Origin of the sequence: Catenibacterium sp. UBA627, assembly GCF_002299355.1 — a bacterium.
Lineage (GTDB): Bacteria > Bacillota_I > Bacilli_A > Erysipelotrichales > Coprobacillaceae > Catenibacterium > Catenibacterium mitsuoka.
Window position 1 is genome coordinate 1 of sequence record NZ_DBPF01000099.1, and the last position, 19,422, is coordinate 19,422.

At 36.3% G+C, this 19,422-nt stretch carries 15 protein-coding genes; 1 reads left to right on the top strand and 14 read right to left on the bottom strand.

All coding sequences use genetic code 11. The features are described from left to right. Positions 1-1,538: glutamine-hydrolyzing GMP synthase (guaA, locus tag B2S90_RS06225; protein ID WP_286696731.1), on the bottom strand; the 1,538-nt coding region annotated here is incomplete at its 3' end. A 24-nt stretch (positions 1,539-1,562) separates the two neighbouring features. Beyond that, positions 1,563-2,831, bottom strand: coding sequence for an adenylosuccinate synthase (locus B2S90_RS06230; protein ID WP_055232652.1), 1,269 nt, complete (start codon positions 2,829-2,831; stop codon positions 1,563-1,565). Positions 2,832-2,967: 136 nt separating this feature from the next. On the opposite strand from B2S90_RS06230, the gene B2S90_RS06235 reads away from it, so the two are divergent. Continuing rightward, positions 2,968-3,525 carry a hypothetical protein gene (locus tag B2S90_RS06235; protein ID WP_055232654.1) on the top strand — a complete coding sequence of 186 codons (558 nt, stop codon included), beginning with the start codon at positions 2,968-2,970 and terminating at the stop codon, positions 3,523-3,525. On the opposite strand, the gene B2S90_RS06240 is transcribed toward B2S90_RS06235, so the two are convergent. From B2S90_RS06240 to B2S90_RS06295, 12 genes are all read right to left on the bottom strand, one after another. After that, positions 3,520-4,569 (bottom strand): molybdopterin-binding protein, encoded by a 1,050-nt coding sequence (locus B2S90_RS06240; RefSeq protein WP_286696732.1) that lies wholly within the window; start codon positions 4,567-4,569, stop codon positions 3,520-3,522. The two genes, B2S90_RS06235 and B2S90_RS06240, sit on opposite strands and share 6 nt — an antisense overlap. Then, positions 4,566-5,045, bottom strand: coding sequence for a GNAT family N-acetyltransferase (locus B2S90_RS06245; protein WP_055232658.1), 480 nt, complete (start codon positions 5,043-5,045; stop codon positions 4,566-4,568). Before B2S90_RS06245 ends, B2S90_RS06240 begins: the two co-directional genes overlap by 4 nt. A gap of 79 nt (positions 5,046-5,124) precedes the next feature. Next, a complete protein-coding gene (locus tag B2S90_RS06250; protein WP_286696733.1) occupies positions 5,125-6,960 on the bottom strand; it encodes an ABC transporter ATP-binding protein in 1,836 nt (611 codons plus the stop codon). Then, complete coding sequence (locus tag B2S90_RS06255; protein WP_286696734.1) at positions 6,953-9,658, bottom strand: ATP-binding cassette domain-containing protein; 2,706 nt, start codon at positions 9,656-9,658, stop codon at positions 6,953-6,955. Before B2S90_RS06255 ends, B2S90_RS06250 begins: the two co-directional genes overlap by 8 nt. Beyond that, a complete protein-coding gene (locus tag B2S90_RS06260; protein ID WP_055232661.1) occupies positions 9,651-10,103 on the bottom strand; it encodes a MarR family winged helix-turn-helix transcriptional regulator in 453 nt (150 codons plus the stop codon). The genes B2S90_RS06255 and B2S90_RS06260 overlap by 8 nt, the downstream gene beginning before the upstream one ends. Positions 10,104-10,189: 86 nt before the next feature. Next, the gene (locus B2S90_RS06265; protein WP_286696735.1) at positions 10,190-11,428 is read right to left on the bottom strand and encodes a glutamate-5-semialdehyde dehydrogenase; all 1,239 of its coding nucleotides are present in this window, start codon (positions 11,426-11,428) and stop codon (positions 10,190-10,192) included. Next, positions 11,428-12,552 carry a glutamate 5-kinase gene (proB, locus tag B2S90_RS06270; RefSeq protein ID WP_286696736.1) on the bottom strand — a complete coding sequence of 375 codons (1,125 nt, stop codon included), beginning with the start codon at positions 12,550-12,552 and terminating at the stop codon, positions 11,428-11,430. The genes B2S90_RS06265 and proB overlap by 1 nt, the downstream gene beginning before the upstream one ends. 120 nt (positions 12,553-12,672) lie before the next feature. After that, positions 12,673-14,430, bottom strand: coding sequence for a threonine--tRNA ligase (gene thrS / locus B2S90_RS06275; protein ID WP_055232667.1), 1,758 nt, complete (start codon positions 14,428-14,430; stop codon positions 12,673-12,675). 307 nt (positions 14,431-14,737) lie between these two features. Further along, complete coding sequence (pyk, locus tag B2S90_RS06280) at positions 14,738-16,168, bottom strand: pyruvate kinase (RefSeq protein WP_055232669.1); 1,431 nt, start codon at positions 16,166-16,168, stop codon at positions 14,738-14,740. Positions 16,169-16,236: 68 nt separating this feature from the next. Next, positions 16,237-17,196 (bottom strand): 6-phosphofructokinase, encoded by a 960-nt coding sequence (gene pfkA, locus B2S90_RS06285; protein ID WP_278860421.1) that lies wholly within the window; start codon positions 17,194-17,196, stop codon positions 16,237-16,239. A 94-nt stretch (positions 17,197-17,290) separates the two neighbouring features. After that, positions 17,291-18,187 (bottom strand): hypothetical protein, encoded by an 897-nt coding sequence (locus B2S90_RS06290; RefSeq protein ID WP_055232672.1) that lies wholly within the window; start codon positions 18,185-18,187, stop codon positions 17,291-17,293. Continuing rightward, on the bottom strand, positions 18,184-19,422 hold the full coding sequence (locus B2S90_RS06295; RefSeq protein ID WP_286696737.1) for a DnaD domain protein: 1,239 nt from the start codon (positions 19,420-19,422) through the stop codon (positions 18,184-18,186). The genes B2S90_RS06290 and B2S90_RS06295 overlap by 4 nt, the downstream gene beginning before the upstream one ends.

The following is a 19,422-nucleotide window of genomic DNA, read 5'->3' on the forward strand; positions in this document are numbered from 1 at the left end:
AACTCAATAGTTCCAGGTGGCTTAGATGTAATATCATACATTACTCTATTCACACCACGTACTTCATTGATGATTCTATTCATAGTCTTATTTAATACTTCATAAGGGATTTCAGCTGCTTCTGCAGTCATGAAATCAACAGTATTAACTGCTCTTAATGCAACAGCATAGTCATAAGTTCTTTCATCACCCATAACACCTACTGACTGCATGTTAGTTAATGCTGCAAAATACTGACCGATAGAACGATCTAATCCAGCATTCGCAATTTCTTCTCTATAAATCGCATCTGCATCCTGTACCATACGTACCTTTTCTGCAGTAACTTCACCAATGATTCTAATACCAAGACCTGGTCCTGGGAATGGCTGTCTGAATACTAAATATTCTGGAATACCAAGTTCAAGACCAACTTTTCTTACTTCATCCTTGAATAAGTCTCTTAATGGTTCAATGATTTCTTTGAAATCTACACAATCAGGTAATCCACCAACATTATGGTGAGACTTGATCACTGCAGATTCTCCTCCAAGACCGCTTTCTACAACATCTGGATAAATAGTGCCTTGTACTAAGAAATCAACGGCACCAATCTTCTTTGATTCTTCTTCAAAGACTCTGATGAATTCTTCACCGATGATTTTTCTCTTGCTTTCAGGTTCAGTTACACCCTTAAGCTTAGAATAATATCTTTCCTGTGCATTCACTCTGATGAAGTTTAAGTCATAACTGCCATCTTTACCAAATACAGCTTCAACTTCATCACCTTCGTTTTTACGAAGTAAACCGTGGTCTACAAATACACAAGTTAACTGATTTCCGATAGCCTTAGATAATAAGACTGCTGCAACAGAAGAGTCAACACCTCCAGATAAAGCACATAACACTTTACCATCGCCAACTTTTTCTCTGATTGCTTTAATAGATTCTTCTACGAAAGAATCCATCTTCCAGTCACCAGAACATCCACATACATCGATTACGAAGTTTCTTAACATCTTCTTACCTTCTGCCGTATGTAATACTTCTGGATGGAACTGAATACCATAAAGGTTCTTTTCTCTGTTTTCACATGCTGCAACTGGGCATTCATCAGAATGTGCTACAGATTTGAACCCAGGAGCTAAAGCTGAAATATAGTCATTATGACTCATCCAGCATACTGTCTTTTCAGATACATTTGAGAATAGTGGTGAAGTTGTATCAACAACGATTTCAGTCTTTCCATATTCTCTAGTAGGTGCAGCTTCTACATTTCCACCTAATACATACTGCATTAGCTGAGCACCATAACATAAGCCAAGTACAGGAACACCACATTCAAAAAGTTCTTTTTCGCATGTTGCAGCTCCTTCTTCATAGCAGCTATTAGGACCACCAGTTAAGATGATTCCTTTAGGGTTGAGTTCTTTGATTTTCTGCATAGCAACCTTATATGAATAGATTTCACAATATACGTTGCTTTCACGAACTCTTCGCGCTACGAGCTGATTGTATTGGCCACCAAAATCAATAACCAGTACTAATTCTCTCTTCATAAGTTCTCCTTTACTATTTATTTATTAAAATACATCCTTAAGCACAATTGTCTGAGTACGATCAGGTCCAACCGAGAACATTATCACTGGGCAGTGAATAAGTTCTTCAATCTTCTTGATATAGTTCTGAGCATTGACAGGAAGTTCTTCAAATGAAGTGACATTTGTGATATCTTCCTTCCAGCCTGGTAATTCTACATAAACTGGTTCTACTCTTTCTAATTCTTCAATAGTAGAAGGTAAACCATGGATTTCTTTACCATCTAACATGTAAGCAGTACAAATCTTAATAGTATCTAAACCAGTTAATACATCTAACAACATTAATGAACATCCAGTTAATGAAGCCATTCTTCTTGACTGGTTAACGACAACTGCATCGAACCAGCCGATTCTTCTAGGTCTCTTAGTTACTGTACCAAATTCATTACCTGCAGTTCTGATATAATCAGCTAATTCACCTTCAATTTCAGTAGGGAAAGCACCAGAACCAACACGAGTAGTATAAGCCTTAATAACACCTACTACATCTGTTAAATAAAGAGGACCAATGCTTGCACCAGATGGTACGCCATTAGCACCTGGGTTAGAACTTGTTACATATGGATAAGTACCATAATCAATATCAAGCATAGTACCCTGAGCACCTTCAAATAAGATTTTCTTCTTTGCCTGGAATGCTTCATCTAAAAAGATACCAGTATCACAAACCATAGGTTTGATTACTTTAGCATATTCCTTATATTCTTCAAAGATTTCTTCTGCAGTACACTGTAATCCAGGATACTGTTTCTTCTTGAATGCTAATGTTTCTTCAAGTCTCTTCTTGAATAATGGTTCATTAATGAATTCACCAATACGAATACCGATACGGTCATATTTATCTACATAAGTAGGTCCAATACCTTTCTTAGTTGTACCGATACTTGCAGCACCACGCATTTCTTCTTCTAATTTGTCAATTTCAATATGATAAGGTAAAGTGACATGTGCACGATCTGAGATGTGCATCTTATCAGTCTTGATACCTGCATCATTTAAATACTTCATTTCTTCAAGTAAAGCTTTAGGATTGATAACCATTCCGTTGCCTAATACAACTTCACCAGTTGTAAAGATTCCGCTAGGAATAAGTCTTAAGGCAAATTTCTGGCCATTAAATTTAATAGTATGACCTGCATTATTACCTCCAGAATATCTCACTACTAGATCTGCCTGCTGTGCAAGATAATCTGTAACCTTTCCTTTTCCTTCGTCGCCCCACTGGCTTCCAACAACAACGACTCCTGCCATTTATGTTCATCCTTTCTTTCATTAAAATACAACTATATTATAGAGGATAAAAAACATTATGTAAAACATAAAACTCTCGTTAAATCAATGAAATTATGTGAATAAGTGCTATAATCAAATCACACGAGGTGATTTGATGAAAAAACTAGCAGTTCTATTTCCTGGAATTGGTTATCATTGTGATAAACCACTCCTCTACTACTCTAAAAAATGTTTATCAGCCTATGGCTATGAGATCATTGAAGTGAACTATAAACACTTTCCTCATATAAAAGATAAAGATGAATTAATTAAGCAGGCTGAAGATATTGGTTATGCGCAGACTGAAGAAATTCTTAAAGATATTCCATTTTCTACTTATGATGAAATCCTATTTGTATCAAAAAGTATTGGTACTGCCATTAGTGCACGTTTCAATGAAGAACATCATGTGAATGCGTATTCTATTTATTTCACACCACTTGCTGCGACTTTCAAGTATAGCTTAAATGGTATTGCCTTCCATGGCACAAATGACCCATGGGCCAAGACGAATCTCATTCAATGTGCATGTGATGAAGCACATATTCCACTTATTCTCTATCGTGATGCAAATCACTCATTAGAGTGTGGAGATGTGCTTGTTGATATTTCTAATCTTCATGACATCTTTCTTCATGTCATAGAAGCGATTCAAACAGTTTATCCACTATAGGGGTAAACTGTTTTTTAAATAACGATAAAGATAAAGCTGTAGTTTGCTTGTCAAACGATTCATTGAAAGATGATAATCCTTCAGCATCCCATCTGTAAATCCTTTATCGTTATTCACATGGATAGTGACCTGATCACCTAAAGAGACATGCTCCACCTTAGAATAAATAACTAAGTCAGCATCCTTTTTTACATAAGGCTTAAACCATGTGGGAACATCTATATCCCCTATGAATTGAATAGGGACCATGATGTCTTTGAGGGCTTTTTCTATAGAACCTCCTGGAATCAGATAGCCTTTTAATAGTGTTTCTATCTCATTCCTCATTGGGGTCATATGTTGATAAGCTTCTTCTTTTGTTTTAGCTTTAGTCGCTATGCGTACTCTCACATAGCCTTCTCCTGCATACATCGCAAGAGTGACATCTGTTTGTTTATATTGAGTTTCTGTCAGTTTTTCATCAATCATACTTTCCCCAATACCCATTACAAGATAATCTAATGTAAAGATCTGTTCCTGGCGATATTGTTCTAGATAAGGTTTTAAAGAATGTTCTAAGACATAATTGAATTCCTTAGGTGGACCAGGAAGGTTGATGATCATCTTACCATCCTTGCTCATCACACAGCCATTGGCTGTTCCTAAATCATTCTCTAATATATAAGCATTTTCTGGGAAATAAGCCTGTTTGAAGTTGTTGTCAGAAACAACATCGAGTCCTGTCACAAAGCGACATTTTTCATCCACCTTACGGGCTTCTTCTTCGTTATAGACAAGTTCTAGTCCTAGATATTCTGCTGAGAGTTCCTTAGTCAAATCATCCTGCGTTGGACCAAGTCCTGCAGTAGTGATGACACAATCAGCCCCTCTTTTAAACGCAATATCGAGACATTCTAATAAACGTTGTGGATTATCACCCACAGTCGTCTGATGATAAATATCAAATCCTAATTCCTTACACATCTTAAAGAGTACCGGAGCTTCTGTGTTGATGATTTCACCAAGAAGAAGTTCAGTCCCTACATTAATCACTTCTACATTCATACCTCCAGATACATATCATTCCATTTTGCTTCTCCATGAGTAGAAGAAGAGACACCAAGATGCTTATAGCCAAAACTTTCATAAAAGCCAATCAAGTGATCTTTACAAGTAAGGAAGATTCCTTTTTTATTTCGCTCCTTCGCAAGAGTGATATAACCATTCATAAGCATATGTGCTAAGCCTTGATGCTGATAATCAGGATGTACATCTAAGCCAAAGACTGTCATATAATCACCACTCGGATCATGTAATGAAGCATCTTCATAGAATGCATCTGGTAAGCCTTTAATATTCGATGTATTCCCATTAATAAAGCCAATAACATCTTTATCTTCTAATACAAGAAAGTTCTCTGAGAAGGCATTAAAGCGTTCTTTAAACTGCTCATAAGTCGCTGCTTCAGCTTTAGGAAAACATAGAGACTCTATATGAGAGATAGCTTCTATATCACCTATAACTGCTTGTCTTAATATCATGACATGTTCTCCTCCTTTCAAAATATTTTTTGTATCTTATACAAAAAAGACTTGATAGTCAAGTGACTATCAAGTCTTTTTACTGTCCATTTTCAAATTGTGAACGATAAAGTGTTGCATAGAAACCATTTTCTTTAAGTAATCCTTCATGATTACCGATTTCTACAATATCACCATCACGCATAACGATGATTGTATCTGCATCTCTAATAGTAGAAAGACGATGCGCAATAACAAATGATGTTCTATTCTTCATTAATTCATCCATCCCCTGCTGAATTAATACTTCTGTTCTTGTATCAACTGAGGATGTTGCTTCATCAAGAATCAAAATCTTAGGATCCTTTAAGAAGGCACGAGCAATAGTCAATAACTGCTTCTGACCTGCACTGATATTAGAAGATTCTTCATTGATCATAGTGTTATAGCCATCAGATAATGTATGAATAAAGTGGTCAACATGCGCACTCATGCATGCTTTTTTGACTTCTTCATCAGTGGCATCTAATCGACCATATTTCAAGTTATCCATGATAGTACCATTAAATAACCATGTATCCTGTAATACCATACCAAATAATGAACGAAGATCACTACGTTTCATTTGAGTGATATCTTCACCATCAATCATGATAGAACCACCATTGAGTTCATAGAAACGCATTAATAACTTAATAATAGTAGTTTTACCTGCACCAGTCGGACCAACAATGGCCACCTTCTGACCGGCATGAACATGGAGTGAGAAGTCATTGATGATGATCTTATCTGGATTATAACCAAAGTGAACATCCGCAAAAGTGACAGCACCCTTCATATTCTGTACTTCTTCAGTTGTAAGAGTGGCTGAGTCTTCTGTAAGTTCTTCTTCCTCTAAGAATTCAAAGACACGTTCTGCCGCTGCACCCGTACTTTGTAATAAGTTAGCCGCCTGAGCAATCTGTGAGATTGGCTGGTTGAACTGTCTAACATACTGGATAAATGCCTGGATATCACCAATAGTAATTGTTTTAGAGCCTGCTAGAATACCACCGATAATACAAACACCTACATAACCGATATTACCGATAAAGTTACTGATAGGCATCATGAGTGATCCAAAGAATTGTGATTTCCATGCAGATGTATAAAGTGATTCATTGTATTGTTCAAACTGTTCTACAGATTTTTCTTCGCCATTGAACGCTTTGACTACCTGATGTCCACCATACATTTCTTCAATATGACCATTGACATCACCAAGTGAGTTCTGCTGCTGAATGAAGTATTTCTGTGAATGCTTCATAACTAAACGCATCAAGGTCATTGATACAGGTAATACTACAACTGCAATTAAAGTCATCTGCCAGCTGATTGTAAGCATCATAATAAAGATACCAACAAGAGTGACTACGTTAGAAATAAGTGTAGATAAAGACTGGTTAAGTGACTGAGCGATTGTATCAATATCGTTAGTTACACGAGAGAGGATATCACCACTTGTATGCTTATCAAAATAAGAAAGTGGTAAACGGTTCATCTTTTCAGAAATATCTTTTCTTAGTGAGAAGGCTGCGTCCTGTGAAACACCAGAGATGATCCAACCCATAATATAGCTGAAGAGTGAACTTGCTACATATAACACGACAAGAATCAATAATATCTTGACGATATAATTAAAATCAATACCACCAGTATTGGCTACCTTCGCCATGATACCTTCTGATAATTTATCTGTTGCTTTCGCAAGAATTTTAGGACCTAGAATATTAAAGATAGTAGAACATATCGCAAATACCATAACCATACAAATCTTGAAATGATATGGTTTTAAGTATGCGAGTAACTTCTTTAATGTACCACCTAAATCCTTAGCTTTTTCATTATTACCACGGCCTCTGCCCATACCCATTGGAGCGCGACGATTTTTATTCATTGTCCAATTCCTCCTTTGATAACTGAGATAAGGCAATTTCCTGATAGACAGAACATGTTTTCATTAATTCTTCATGTGTGCCTTTTCCTACAATCTTACCTTCATCAAGTACGATGATCTGATCAGCATGCATGATAGATGCAATACGCTGTCCAACGATTAAGACAGTATTATGTGTCTTTGCAGTCATTTCTCCTAGACGTTTTCTAAGTGTGGCATCAGTCTTGAAGTCAAGTGCTGAGAAGCTATCATCAAAAATAAGAATTTCAGGATTCTTTGCAAGTGCTCTTGCAATTGCGAGACGCTGTTTCTGTCCACCTGATACGTTTGTACCACCCTGTGCAATAGGTTCTTCAACGCCCAATGGTTTTGTTTCAATGAATTCTTTTGCCTGCGCGACATCAATCACTTCAGCCAATTCTTCATCAGATAAATCAGGGGCACCATATTTAATATTTGATTCAATTGTACCTGAGAATAATAATCCCTTCTGAGGTACTACACCAATGCGTTCTCTTAAATCATGCATGGAAACATGTCTTACATCCACACCATCTACCATCACTTCACCTTCAGTGACATCATAGAAACGAGGAATAAGGTTAATAAGTGTTGATTTACCTGAACCTGTTGAACCAATAAAGGCTGTTGTTTGACCAGGACGGGCTGTAAAGTCAATATCAGTTAAGACTGGTTCATCAGCACCAGGATACTTAAATGATACATGTTTGAATTCTATTAAACCTTTCTTATCTTCATCAAAAGAAGTGATCTGTTCTGGATTTTTAATTGTAGGTTCAGTATTTAATACTTCTGCCACACGGTTTGCAGCAACACTTGCACGAGGTAACATAACTGCAATCATTGCGACCATCAAGAAACTCATAACGATAATCATGGCATACTGTAAGAAGGCCATCATTTCACCAATCGCAATATTACCTAAATCAACTTGCTTTGCCCCAAAGTAGATAATAAGTAAAGTCATACCCTGCATGATAAACATCATGATAGGCATTAATGAGACCATCACTCTATTAACAAATAAGTTTGTATGTGTTAAATCCTTGTTTGCCTGATCAAAACGTTTTTCAGATTCTTCTTCATTTCCAAATGCACGAATGACAAGAATACCTGAAAGGTTTTCTCTCATAGCTAAGTTTAACTTATCAATTAATTGCTGGATAATCTTGAATTTAGGCATTGCGATAGAGAAAGTAACACCTAATACTCCAAAGATAATGATGACAACTAAGAAGATCATCCAAGTCATGGATGGTGAGTTCTTAACAGCCTTCATAATACCACCAATACCATTTATTGGAGCAAGCATACACATTCTTACGATTATCACAAGAACCATCTGGATCTGAACAATATCATTTGTACTACGAGTAATTAAAGAGGCTGTAGAGAACTTATTGAATTCAGTATTAGAGAAGCTTTCAACCTTCTTAAATACAGCTAAACGTAAATCTCTTGCAACTGCTGCACCAAGTCTAGATGCTAAGAATGCAACACAGATAGAAGCCACAACACCAAGTAAGGCAATAGCTAACATCTGAATACCTTTATGGGCAATATACTGGTTCTGTACTTTATTGACATCCGCACCAAGCTTCTTATATTCCGCTTTAACACCTTCACCAGCTGCAATCTTCATTGTAGATTCACCCATAGTCTTTACCTGCTTATCAACGCTTTCAAACATCTTATTACGTTCTTCTTCACTCATTGAACCAATGAAATAATAAATATCTCCATTGTTTAAATGTGTTTCCATGGCATCAATCTGTGCTTTTGCATCATCTAGTTTCTTCTTAGATTCATCTAATTGAGGTTTTGCAGAAGCGACTTTTTCTTTAGCCTGATCAAGCTGTTTCTTGATTGTTGAAGACTGGCTCTTCATTTGCGCCATCTGACCTGCTGAGGCATTGAGTTTTTCATAACCAGCGACTGCCTGAGAAATACCGGCTAATTGAGCCTGAAGCTTTGTTTTTGCCTCACCCTCAGGTAATGCATTATATTGTGCTGTTAAAGTGTTCTGCATTTCTTTGGCTTTTTCATATGAACCAAACTGAGTGTTTAGTGCGTTTAATGCACTATCATACTGCTTAATAGCAGTCTGCATCTGTTCATACTGCTTCACACCCTGATTGTATTTATCCATGCCAGCATTATACTGTTCTAAACCTTTATTATAGCCATCTAAGCCTTTTTGATACCCTTCCTTAGCAGAATTAATGGCTGAATCAATCTTTGTTTCAAATGACTTATACTGCTTTGTACCAGGTTTCATCTTATTCATAGAATGAACAATCAACATGGGCTTAGTTAATACTTTATTGAGTTTTTCTTCATCTGCATCTTTCTTTAAGATATATAAAGTCTGATTCTTTGCTTTCTTGAATGTCTTATAATAAGACTTGTCCACATCCTTTGCAGGAGTCTTCTTATACACATTTTCTAATACTTTTTGATCTTTGGAAGAGACAAATAATAATAAATGATTATAAGTTTCTTCACTTAATACAGGAGATATAGCTGAATCGAAGCCTCCTGCCTGAATACCGCTAGATACGATATCTGACATATAATCAGGAAGTGTTAATTCAGTATAGGCCTGTCCAAATATACAAACGATGGCTAATACAAATAATAGCCAATATTTCTTAAAATATTTCTTTAGTTTAAGCATCGTCTTCCTCCATTAATTCATCTTCCATATTCTTAATAATCATATCAATCATATGTAATACGGTATCATGATCTTCTTTTGTGAGTCCTCTGCTGCACACTTCTTCCATATGCCTCATCTTATCCTTACAGGTTTCTAAATACTCTTCACCCAATTTACTTAAACGCACTGTAGAATGACGTTTATCTTGAGGATTCTGTTCACGAATAATATAGCCTGCTTCTTCTAGACGCTTGATTCTTACTGAAAGTGTTGCATCAGAAACATGAAGACATTGTGCCACTTCTTTTTGAGAATGACCATGTTCTTTAATCACAAATAACAAGCGTGATTGATCACCTGTTAAAGGCATATCCTTAAAGTTACGCATCATATACTTTCCTACTACTTTTCTAAGTACTGCGACCTTATCCATCATCACTTTGACATTCTCTTGCATATCCATAGTACACCTCCTTATCATTAGTTAGCATGCTAAACATTATAGTTAGGGTGCTAACTATTGTCAATAAAAAAGAGTAGTAATTTTTACTACTCTCTAATCTGGCCATTTCCTTCAATTTTGTATTGGTAAGAACACATTTCTTTTAAACCAAGTGGGCCTCTGGCATGAAGTTTCTGTGTACTGATACCCAGTTCTGCCCCAAAGCCAAATTCTCCACCATCTGAGAATCTTGTAGAGGCATTATGATAAACACAGGCACTATCTAAACTGTTCATGAATAATGCGGCTGTTTCATCATTTTCAGTAATAATGGATTCTGAATGCTTTGTAGAATATGTATAAATATGATTGATTGCTTCTTCTACTGAGTGAACAACTCTAATATTCACAATATAGTCATCATACTCTGTTGCATAACTGTCATCTGTAACATGTTCACAGTTAATGATTTGACATGTTGCATCATCCCCTTTGATTTCTACTTTTTCAAAGGCTTTTTTAAGTTCAGGTAAGAACTTGTCTGCCACATCCTTATGTACAAGTATTGTTTCTATCGCATTACATACTGAAGGTCTCTGGATCTTCGCATTGACTGCAATAGTTAATGCTTTATTAAGGTCTGCATCCTTGTCAACATAAAGATGACAGATACCAGCGCCTGTTTCAATAACAGGTACTGTTGCATTCTTAACAACAAACTGAATGAGTCCAGCACCACCTCTAGGTACAATAACATCCACATATTCATTGGCATGGATGAGTTCTCCTACGATGGCGTGATCTAGTTCTGTAATCAGTTCAATCACCCCTTCTGGCAAGATGTCTTTAGTGGCATCCTTCATAATTTCTACTAATTTCTTATTTGTATGAATGGCTTCTTTGCCACCTCTTAAAACACATGCATTGCCTGATTTTAAGCAAAGAGAGGCAATATCTACAGTCACATTAGGACGGGCTTCATAAATAATTCCAAATACACCAATAGGCACTCTCACCTTAGAAATCTTTAGACCATTTGGTCTTGTCCAGGATTCCATCACTTCACCAATAGGATCAGGTAATGTAGCTACCTTCTTGACTCCTTCACTCACTCCTACAATACGCTCATAGGTAAATAAGAGTCTATCCTGCATTGCTTTTGTCATATTGACTTCCTTGGCATGTGCCATATCTTTTTTGTTGGCTTCTAGAATTTCATCACTATGTGCAATTAATGCGTCGGCGATTTTATCTAGTGCCTGATTCTTTGTGCAAGTAGGCATATTCTTTAAAAGACGTGCAGCTGCTTTTGCACGCTTTAATTGTGTTTCTAATAATGTATTCATTATCTTTCCTCCAATACAACCATGTTATTTGCATGTACTACTTCATCATAGTCATGACGATGTAATATGTCATCTATTTCAGAAGACTGGTGTCCCTTGATCAGTCTGATTTCATCACTGGCATAATTGACTACACCCTTCGCAATTGTATTTAACTCTTCGTCCTTGATATCAACAACCTGTCCCTCTAAGAATCTTCCTTCCACATCTTTAATACCTGTAGGTAAAAGACTGACATGTTTATCAACAATCGCTTTTCTACATCCTGCATCAACTATAATTGTTCCTCTTGGTTTAGTACGATAGGCAATCCAATGTCTTCTTGCATTCATATTTGTGCCAGAAGCGCCATTGAACCAAGTCCCTTCATTATCTAAAGCATTTAATATACTGTTTTCTTTCTGTCCATTCACAATACACATATGACTACCTAATGCATTGACCATTTGAGCCGCTTTTAGTTTAGTCGCCATGCCACCTGTACCTAGACCACTGACTGCATCTCCTGCATAGCTCAAAATAGTATCATCAATCTTATCTACATAGTGGATAAGCATAGCATCAGGGTCAGTATGAGGATTGCCTGTATAAAGACCATCAATATCACTCACGAGAATTAATAATTGTGCTTCTACTAGAGGAACAATAAGTGAAGCCAATGTATCATTGTCACCAACCTTGATTTCATCTACTGCCAAAGCATCATTTTCATTAATAATAGGAACAACACCATAATTGAGTAGTGCATTGATTGTATGGTTTAAGTTCATTAAACGATGACGATCATCAAAGTCATCATGATTTAATAAGATCTGAGAACATTTCATATTAAAGACCTGGAATATTTCTTCATAGATTTCCATTAGTCTTGCCTGCCCAATCGCAGCTAAAGCCTGTTTTTCCGGTAGTGTTTTCGGTTTACTGTCTAGTCCTAATGCGCCCATACCCGCTGCAATAGCTCCTGAAGAGACTAAAACAACGATATAGCCTTCTCTTTTAAGTTTGGCAATCTGCCATGTTAACATCAATATTTTTTCTTTGTTGATTCTTCCATCTTTGTCACAAAGTGAGCTTGAGCCTACCTTAATAACAATTTTCTTTACTTCTTCTATTCTACGTTTCATCGAAAACACTCCTTTATTGTATAGTCTATTATAGGGGGTAAAACACTTTGAAAGCAAACAAAACATACGGATTTTTGTCTTTTCACAAAAAAAGACTCCCAGTGAAGGGAGTCAAATGTATTAGTGGCTTAAAGTTTTATTTTCTACTTCTGTATTTAATAATTCTACGAATTCTTCAAAAGTTACTGTAGTCTGTTTCTTTTCACCATGTTTACGATAAGTCACAGTACCATTATCTCTTTCGTTATCACCAAGTACTAACTGATAAGGGATCTTCTTTAACTGTGCTTCTCTGATACGATAACCAAGCTTTTCATCTCTATTATCGTTATTTACTCTGAAGTGTGCTTTTCTTAACTTAGCCACAACTTCTTTTGCGTATTCATCATGGTATTCAAGTTTAACTGGAATAACCTGAACCTGAGTAGGTGCTAACCATAGAGGAAGGTTACCTTTTGTTTCTTCTAATAAGAAGGCAACGAAACGGTCTAATGAACCTAAGATTGCTCTATGAATAACAACCGGTCTTACCTTATCACCATTTTCATCAACATAAGTTAATTCAAATCTTTCTGGTAGCTGGTAGTCTAACTGGATAGTAGATAAAGTAACATCATGTCCTAATGCACTCTTTACCTGTACGTCAAGTTTTGGACCATAGAATGCTGCTTCGCCTTCTGCTTCATAGAATTCTACATCCATTTCTTTTAATACTTCACGTAATTCATTTTCACTCTTTTCCCATAATTCATCATTACCGAAATACTTTTCTTTGTTGTTCTTATCTCTTAATGATAAACGGAATGAATAATCTTTAAAACCAAAGTCTTTATATACATCTAAGATTAAGTGTGCTACATTCTTGAATTCCTGAGCAATCTGGTCTGGACGACAGAAGATATGTGAATCGTTCTGTGTGAAGGCTCTTGCACGTTCGATACCAGTTAAAGCACCACTTGCTTCAAAACGGAAATCGTTCGCAATTTCCGCAATTCTAACTGGAAGATCACGATATGAATGTAATGTAGATTTATACATAACCATATGGTGTGGACAGTTCATAGGTCTTAATACATATGCTTCATCATCTAATTCCATAGCTGGGAACATATCATCTTTATAATGTGCCCAATGTCCTGATTTCTTGTATAACTTAACGTTACCAAGAGAAGGTGTCATAACATGTTCATAACCTAATTCTAATTCTTTGTTCATGATGTAATCAGATAATAAACGTCTTACAGTAAAACCATTTGGTAACCACATTGGTAACCCTTTACCTACGATATCCGCAAACATGAAGATACCTAATTCTTTACCAAGTCTTCTGTGGTCTCTTTCCTTTGCTTCTTCTAATAACTGAAGATGTGCTTCTAATTCTTCTTTAGTCGGGAAACATACACCATAGATTCTCTGAAGAACCTTGTTGTTCTTATCACCTTTCCAATAAGCACCTGAATGTTTGATTAACTTGAAGTTCTTACATAATTTAACTGTTTCTACATGTGGGCCACGACATAAGTCAGTGAAATCACCCTGTGAATAAGTTGTGATTGTACCATCTTCTAAACCATTGATTAAGTCTAGCTTATATTCATCATCCTTGAATTCTTCTAAAGCTTCTTCTTTAGAGACTTCATGTCTCACGATTCTCTTACCATCTTTACAGATTTTCTTCATTTCTTTTTCAATCTTTGGTAAGTCATCATCAGAAATAGTCTGATCACCTAAATCGATATCATAATAGAATCCTTCTTCGACTACTGGACCAACCCAGAATTTAGCCTGTGGATAAAGATGTTTAACTGCCTGTGCTAATACGTGTGCACATGAATGATTTAAAGTATTTAAATCTTTGTCATTTAAAAAATCGCTCATATTCTCCTCCTATAAATAAAAAGAGACCTCATCAAAGGACGAAGTCTCGTGTTACCACCTTTATTCGTTATGCAATGCATAACCTCTGATCTCTTAACGCGAGTAACGGAATCTCTTTCGAGTTCAGCATCACAGGGAGTACCTTTAAGTAAATATCTTGGAAGTTTCCACCATTTCTTCCTCTCTAGTAAGCTTTTATCTTAAAGACATATCCTGTTTCGTAGCTTGTGCCTTTATTGTACACCACTTCAGTTAATTGTCAATAAAGAAAAAAGGAATAGGTCACCCTATTCCTAATTATCAAAAATTATTTGATTGTAACGATTTCTAAGTAACTTGTTAAACCAGAAACACCTGGAGTACCACCAGTTACGATTACCTGTTCACCAGCTGAAATTCCGTTTTCCTTAGCGATAACCATTGCAAGATCCATTAAACCTTCTCTTGATTTCATAGATTTGCAAAGTACAGGCTTAACACCCCAGTTAAGAGCTAATTTCTTAACTGTATCATCAGATGGAGTTGGAGCGATGATTGGGCAATGTGGTCTATAACGTGACATACGTTTTGCAGTTGCACCTGTTTCAGTGAATGCGATGATAGCTGAAACGTTGAAGTTTGCAGCAATTTCAGCAACTGACATACAGATAGCTTCTGAAGGGTTTGTATTATCAGCAGTTCTGATAGCTCTTCTTAAGATTGAAGCATAGTCTAAGTTTTCTTCGATCTTATGAGCAATCTTGTTCATAGTTAATACTGCTTCTTCAGGATATTTACCCTGAGCAGATTCACCAGATAACATGATAGCATCAGTACCATCATAGATAGCGTTAGCTACGTCAGATACTTCAGCTCTTGTTGGTCTTGGGTTTTCCTGCATAGATTCAAGCATCTGAGTTGCAGTAATAACGATCTTACCAGCAGCATTACATTTCTTGATGATTGACTTCTGGATTAGAGGTACATCTTCAGCAGGTACTTCTACACCTAAGTCACCACGAGCAACCATGATACCATCAGCTACTTCGATGATTTCATCGATGTTTTCAACACCTTCAACACATTCGATCTTTGGTAATACTTTGATATCTGGCTTACCGTTTTCAGCAATTAATTTCTTAATATCTAATACATCCTGTTTTCTTCTTACGAATGAAGCAGCGATGAAGTTTACATCCTGTTTGCAACCGAAGATTAAGTCGTTCTTATCTTTTTCTGATAAGAATTCGAACTGTAACTTAGTACCTGGAACGTTGATACCACGAGTGTTCTTAACTCTACCATCGTTAGCAGCTACACAATAGATATCCTTACCTTCAACGTGGTCAACTAATAATGCAACCTGACCATCGTTAACTAAGATATAAGCACCAGGCTTAACATCTTTGTATAATTCCTTATAAGAAATTGTGAAACGATCTGCAGAACCAACAATTTCTTCTGGAGTGATTACTGAAACCTGACCTTTCTTGAATTCAGTGAATCCACCTTCGAAAGCACCAGTACGGATTTCAGGACCTTTAGTATCAAGCATGATAGCTACATCAGTACCTAATTCCTTGTTTACTTCTCTTAAAGTATCCATCTTCATAGCATGTTCTTCATAGTCACCATGAGAGAAGTTACAACGCATTACGTTCATACCAGCTTTAACAAGCTTCTTTAACATTTCTTTATCCTGTGAAGCAGGACCAATAGTACAAACAATTTTTGTTTTTTTCATTTTTTCTTTAACCATTTTAGACTCCTTAATCAACCAAATAAATTTACACTCCGTTATATATATTTAACAAACACACTGAGAAATTAACGTAATTTCTGAGCATCTTCGTAAATACCAGAATCAGCTGCATGCTTATGACTTAATACTTCTGTGATAGGGAAAGCAGTAATCTGACCATGTACTTCACCTACGCAAAGTCCACCTTTACCTTCTTCAAGAAGTTCTACAGCCTTAACACCCATACGGCTAGCTAAGACACGGTCTCTTGCAGTTGGTCTACCACCACGCTGTAAATGACCTAAGACATTTGCACGAGTTTCGAAACCTGTTGCAGCTTCGACTTTCTTTGCAAGTTCATTGACATCAGTGATATGTTCAGTAATAACCACGATTGCATGGTCCTTATCAGATGCTTTTGACTGTTTTAATCTTTCGATGATCTTTTCTTCATCATAACCAGTATCAGAAGTGATTACTAGTTCAGCACCAGCCGCGATACCTGCATTAATTGCAAGGTCACCACATCTTCTACCCATTACTTCAAGGATAGTACATCTCTGATGTGAAGAAGAAGTATCTCTTAATCTATCTAATGCTTCAACAATTGTATTTAATGCAGTATCAAATCCAATTGTGAAATCAGTATCAGGAATATCATTGTCAATTGTTCCTGGAAGACCAATACAATTTACTCCCATTTCTGTAAGCTTTAAAGCACCATTGTATGAACCATCACCACCGATGACTACTAATGCTTCCATACCTACTTTTTTCATCTGTTCGATTGCTTCTTTTCTGATTTCAGGATCTTTGAATTCAGGGAAACGAGCAGATTTTAAAATAGTACCACCATTATTGATGATATTACGAGTACTATGACGATCGAATTTCATGAACTTACCTTCATGAAGACCTTTATAGCCAAGTCTAACGCCATATACTTCAATACCCTTGTTAAGACAAGTTCTAGCTACTGCACGAATTGCAGCGTTCATTCCAGGAGCATCTCCCCCAGAAGTTAAAACACCAATACACTTAACCATTTTTTTCTCCTCTCAACTTATGAATTATATTCAAAATCATTCTAGCATAGTTGTTCGTTCCTTACCATCAATAATTCTATTCCAATCAATTTTTTTAGTCAATAATTATTTCACAACATAGCGCTTTCATTTTAGAAACAATATTTTTTGCTCTTAACTGTTCACGTTTATCATTATATTTACTCATGTAAATCGTTTCCAGGTCTTCAAAACTGTATGCAGAAGTCATGAAAGTAGGCAATTCATTTAAAATACGATAGTCTAAAATCATTGCAAGAACTTCATCTCTAGACCAGTTCGTGACATTTTCTTCCCCTACACTATCCAAAAGTAAATAAGGGATGTTTTTTACAAGTTCTACTAAAGATGTATCTTCATTTGAATTAAAGCTTGCTTTGACATCTGCCATAAGTGTAGGTACATGACATAAGCCTACTTCATAGCCACGTCTCGCAAGTGCATTCATCATACCTGCCATAATTCTTGTACGATTGGGTCCACCACATACTAAGAAGCCTTTTGTTTGTGGTTTATTGACATATTCAACCAACTGTTTAGTTAAATGCATCGTACCTGAGTTTTCTTTATTCATTGCTTCAGCACTCATATCCTTTAGGCTAATAAGAGCAAGTCTAGTAGACATGTTGTTGTAATGGAAGCGAGAAAGAAGCTGATCATTTTCATGCTTTTCAAGACCATAAATACAGCTGCACACATCACGATGCACATAGGAATCATAGCTCAAAGTAATCTGCTGACCTTTATTCATCTTAGGACATTCATTGATACCATGACAATGCACACAAGGTTCATGATCATCCACATAGGCAAGTAAGTCCACCCAGGCATCTTCTAGAGCCTTTTGAGTGAGATGATTCTTTTCTACGAATTCTCTAATATCTTGTCTTTTAACTAACTCTTGTAGACTTTGGTTTCTTGTATTCTCTAATTCTTTATCAAATGAAAGAATCTGACCCGCTTTCATCATCATAGATCACCTCCTAGTTCTTCCATTAGTCTTCTTAATTCTTCTTTATCTTGTTCTGTCACTTTCTGTTGTTTCTTTTCAGGTTTCTTTGTTGTCTTCTTTATTGTTTGCTGAGGTTTTGAATTATGAACCTCCTGATACGCATCACGAGCTGTCTTTAACCCTTTTCTTACCCATGAAGCACCAATTGTTTCACAATAGTTCTTGTCTAGTCGTCCATTACTTCTACCTAAAACATATTCTATCAACATATTAGTGACTGCAGGAGTAAGACCTAAAGCCATCAATGATTCCGCAATATTGAGATCATGAAGGGCTGGTTCTTTTCCTCCCTGCTTATTCTTTAATAGCTGATAAGGTGAGATTGTCTCTAGATATCTAAAGTGCTTGTTTAAGTTATCATCATCAGTTTGTGGTGAAGCATGCTGAATGGGCTGAGTGTGATAGACCTCTTTAAGTGAATTTGCTGAATCAGCACTATAGTAACGTTTAGCCTGTTCTACTAAAGCTTTACGATTAAACTTACCTTCCACAATCGCATCCTTAACCATTAAGGCGAGAGATAATTGATCAATTGCATAAAGAGTCGCAATCTGCTTAATTGTATCTTCATTACGATTCACTATTTTCATAGGAACCTGATAATCCTTCAATGTTTCATAGAAGAGCGTGAGATCATAGTGAATAACAGGACGTTCACTTTCTTCTTCCTGATATCCTGAATCATGTCGTAATGGTTTATTCTGTGATAAATCAATTGTGAAGACATCTTCAAAGCATGATGTGACTTCCTCATATTCAGTGAGCTTTTCTAGTCCTGAACGGAAGTAATTCTTTGTTTTAGTATATTCTTCTATACCGATTGTCTTCTGTAATAAACCTGCAAGTATCTGATTTCTAAAGAAGGCATTGACAGAAAGTGGTGTCATTAAGTGAAAGATATAGACCCCCTGCCCTTCTGATTCTTTATAGTAGGACTTAAGTAAACTTAAGCCTTCTAGAGTCTTTCTTGCCTGGTCTAATTCTTCCAAGTCTAGATTTAAAGCCATAGTCAAGCGACTGATCGCACAAGGCTGATGGAAATGACGCATACGCATAGATTCAACATTCAAATACATATAAAGGCTATAAGCCTGTGTCTTGAGTAATGGTGCATATAAATAAGTGAGAATATCACAGTCATTACTACTAAGTGGTAATGAACGTTCACTTAAATAGACATCTGTTGCATATAACAT

Bases quoted from the DNA above. Each gene is read 5' to 3' on its own strand.
- pfkA (WP_278860421.1), bottom strand. From the start codon at position 17,196: ATGGTTAAGTGTATTGGTGTTTTAACTTCTGGGGGAGATGCTCCTGGA.
- B2S90_RS06260 (WP_055232661.1), bottom strand. From the start codon at position 10,103: ATGGATATGCAAGAGAATGTCAAAGTGATGATGGATAAGGTCGCAGTA.
- pyk (WP_055232669.1), bottom strand. From the start codon at position 16,168: ATGGTTAAAGAAAAAATGAAAAAAACAAAAATTGTTTGTACTATTGGT.
- B2S90_RS06245 (WP_055232658.1), bottom strand. From the start codon at position 5,045: ATGATATTAAGACAAGCAGTTATAGGTGATATAGAAGCTATCTCTCAT.
- proB (WP_286696736.1), bottom strand. From the start codon at position 12,552: ATGAAACGTAGAATAGAAGAAGTAAAGAAAATTGTTATTAAGGTAGGC.
- B2S90_RS06290 (WP_055232672.1), bottom strand. From the start codon at position 18,187: ATGATGATGAAAGCGGGTCAGATTCTTTCATTTGATAAAGAATTAGAG.
- B2S90_RS06240 (WP_286696732.1), bottom strand. From the start codon at position 4,569: ATGAATGTAGAAGTGATTAATGTAGGGACTGAACTTCTTCTTGGTGAA.
- B2S90_RS06295 (WP_286696737.1), bottom strand. From the start codon at position 19,422: ATGTTATATGCAACAGATGTCTATTTAAGTGAACGTTCATTACCACTT.
- B2S90_RS06265 (WP_286696735.1), bottom strand. From the start codon at position 11,428: ATGAATACATTATTAGAAACACAATTAAAGCGTGCAAAAGCAGCTGCA.
- B2S90_RS06255 (WP_286696734.1), bottom strand. From the start codon at position 9,658: ATGCTTAAACTAAAGAAATATTTTAAGAAATATTGGCTATTATTTGTA.
- B2S90_RS06235 (WP_055232654.1), top strand. From the start codon at position 2,968: ATGAAAAAACTAGCAGTTCTATTTCCTGGAATTGGTTATCATTGTGAT.
- B2S90_RS06230 (WP_055232652.1), bottom strand. From the start codon at position 2,831: ATGGCAGGAGTCGTTGTTGTTGGAAGCCAGTGGGGCGACGAAGGAAAA.
- B2S90_RS06250 (WP_286696733.1), bottom strand. From the start codon at position 6,960: ATGAATAAAAATCGTCGCGCTCCAATGGGTATGGGCAGAGGCCGTGGT.
- thrS (WP_055232667.1), bottom strand. From the start codon at position 14,430: ATGAGCGATTTTTTAAATGACAAAGATTTAAATACTTTAAATCATTCA.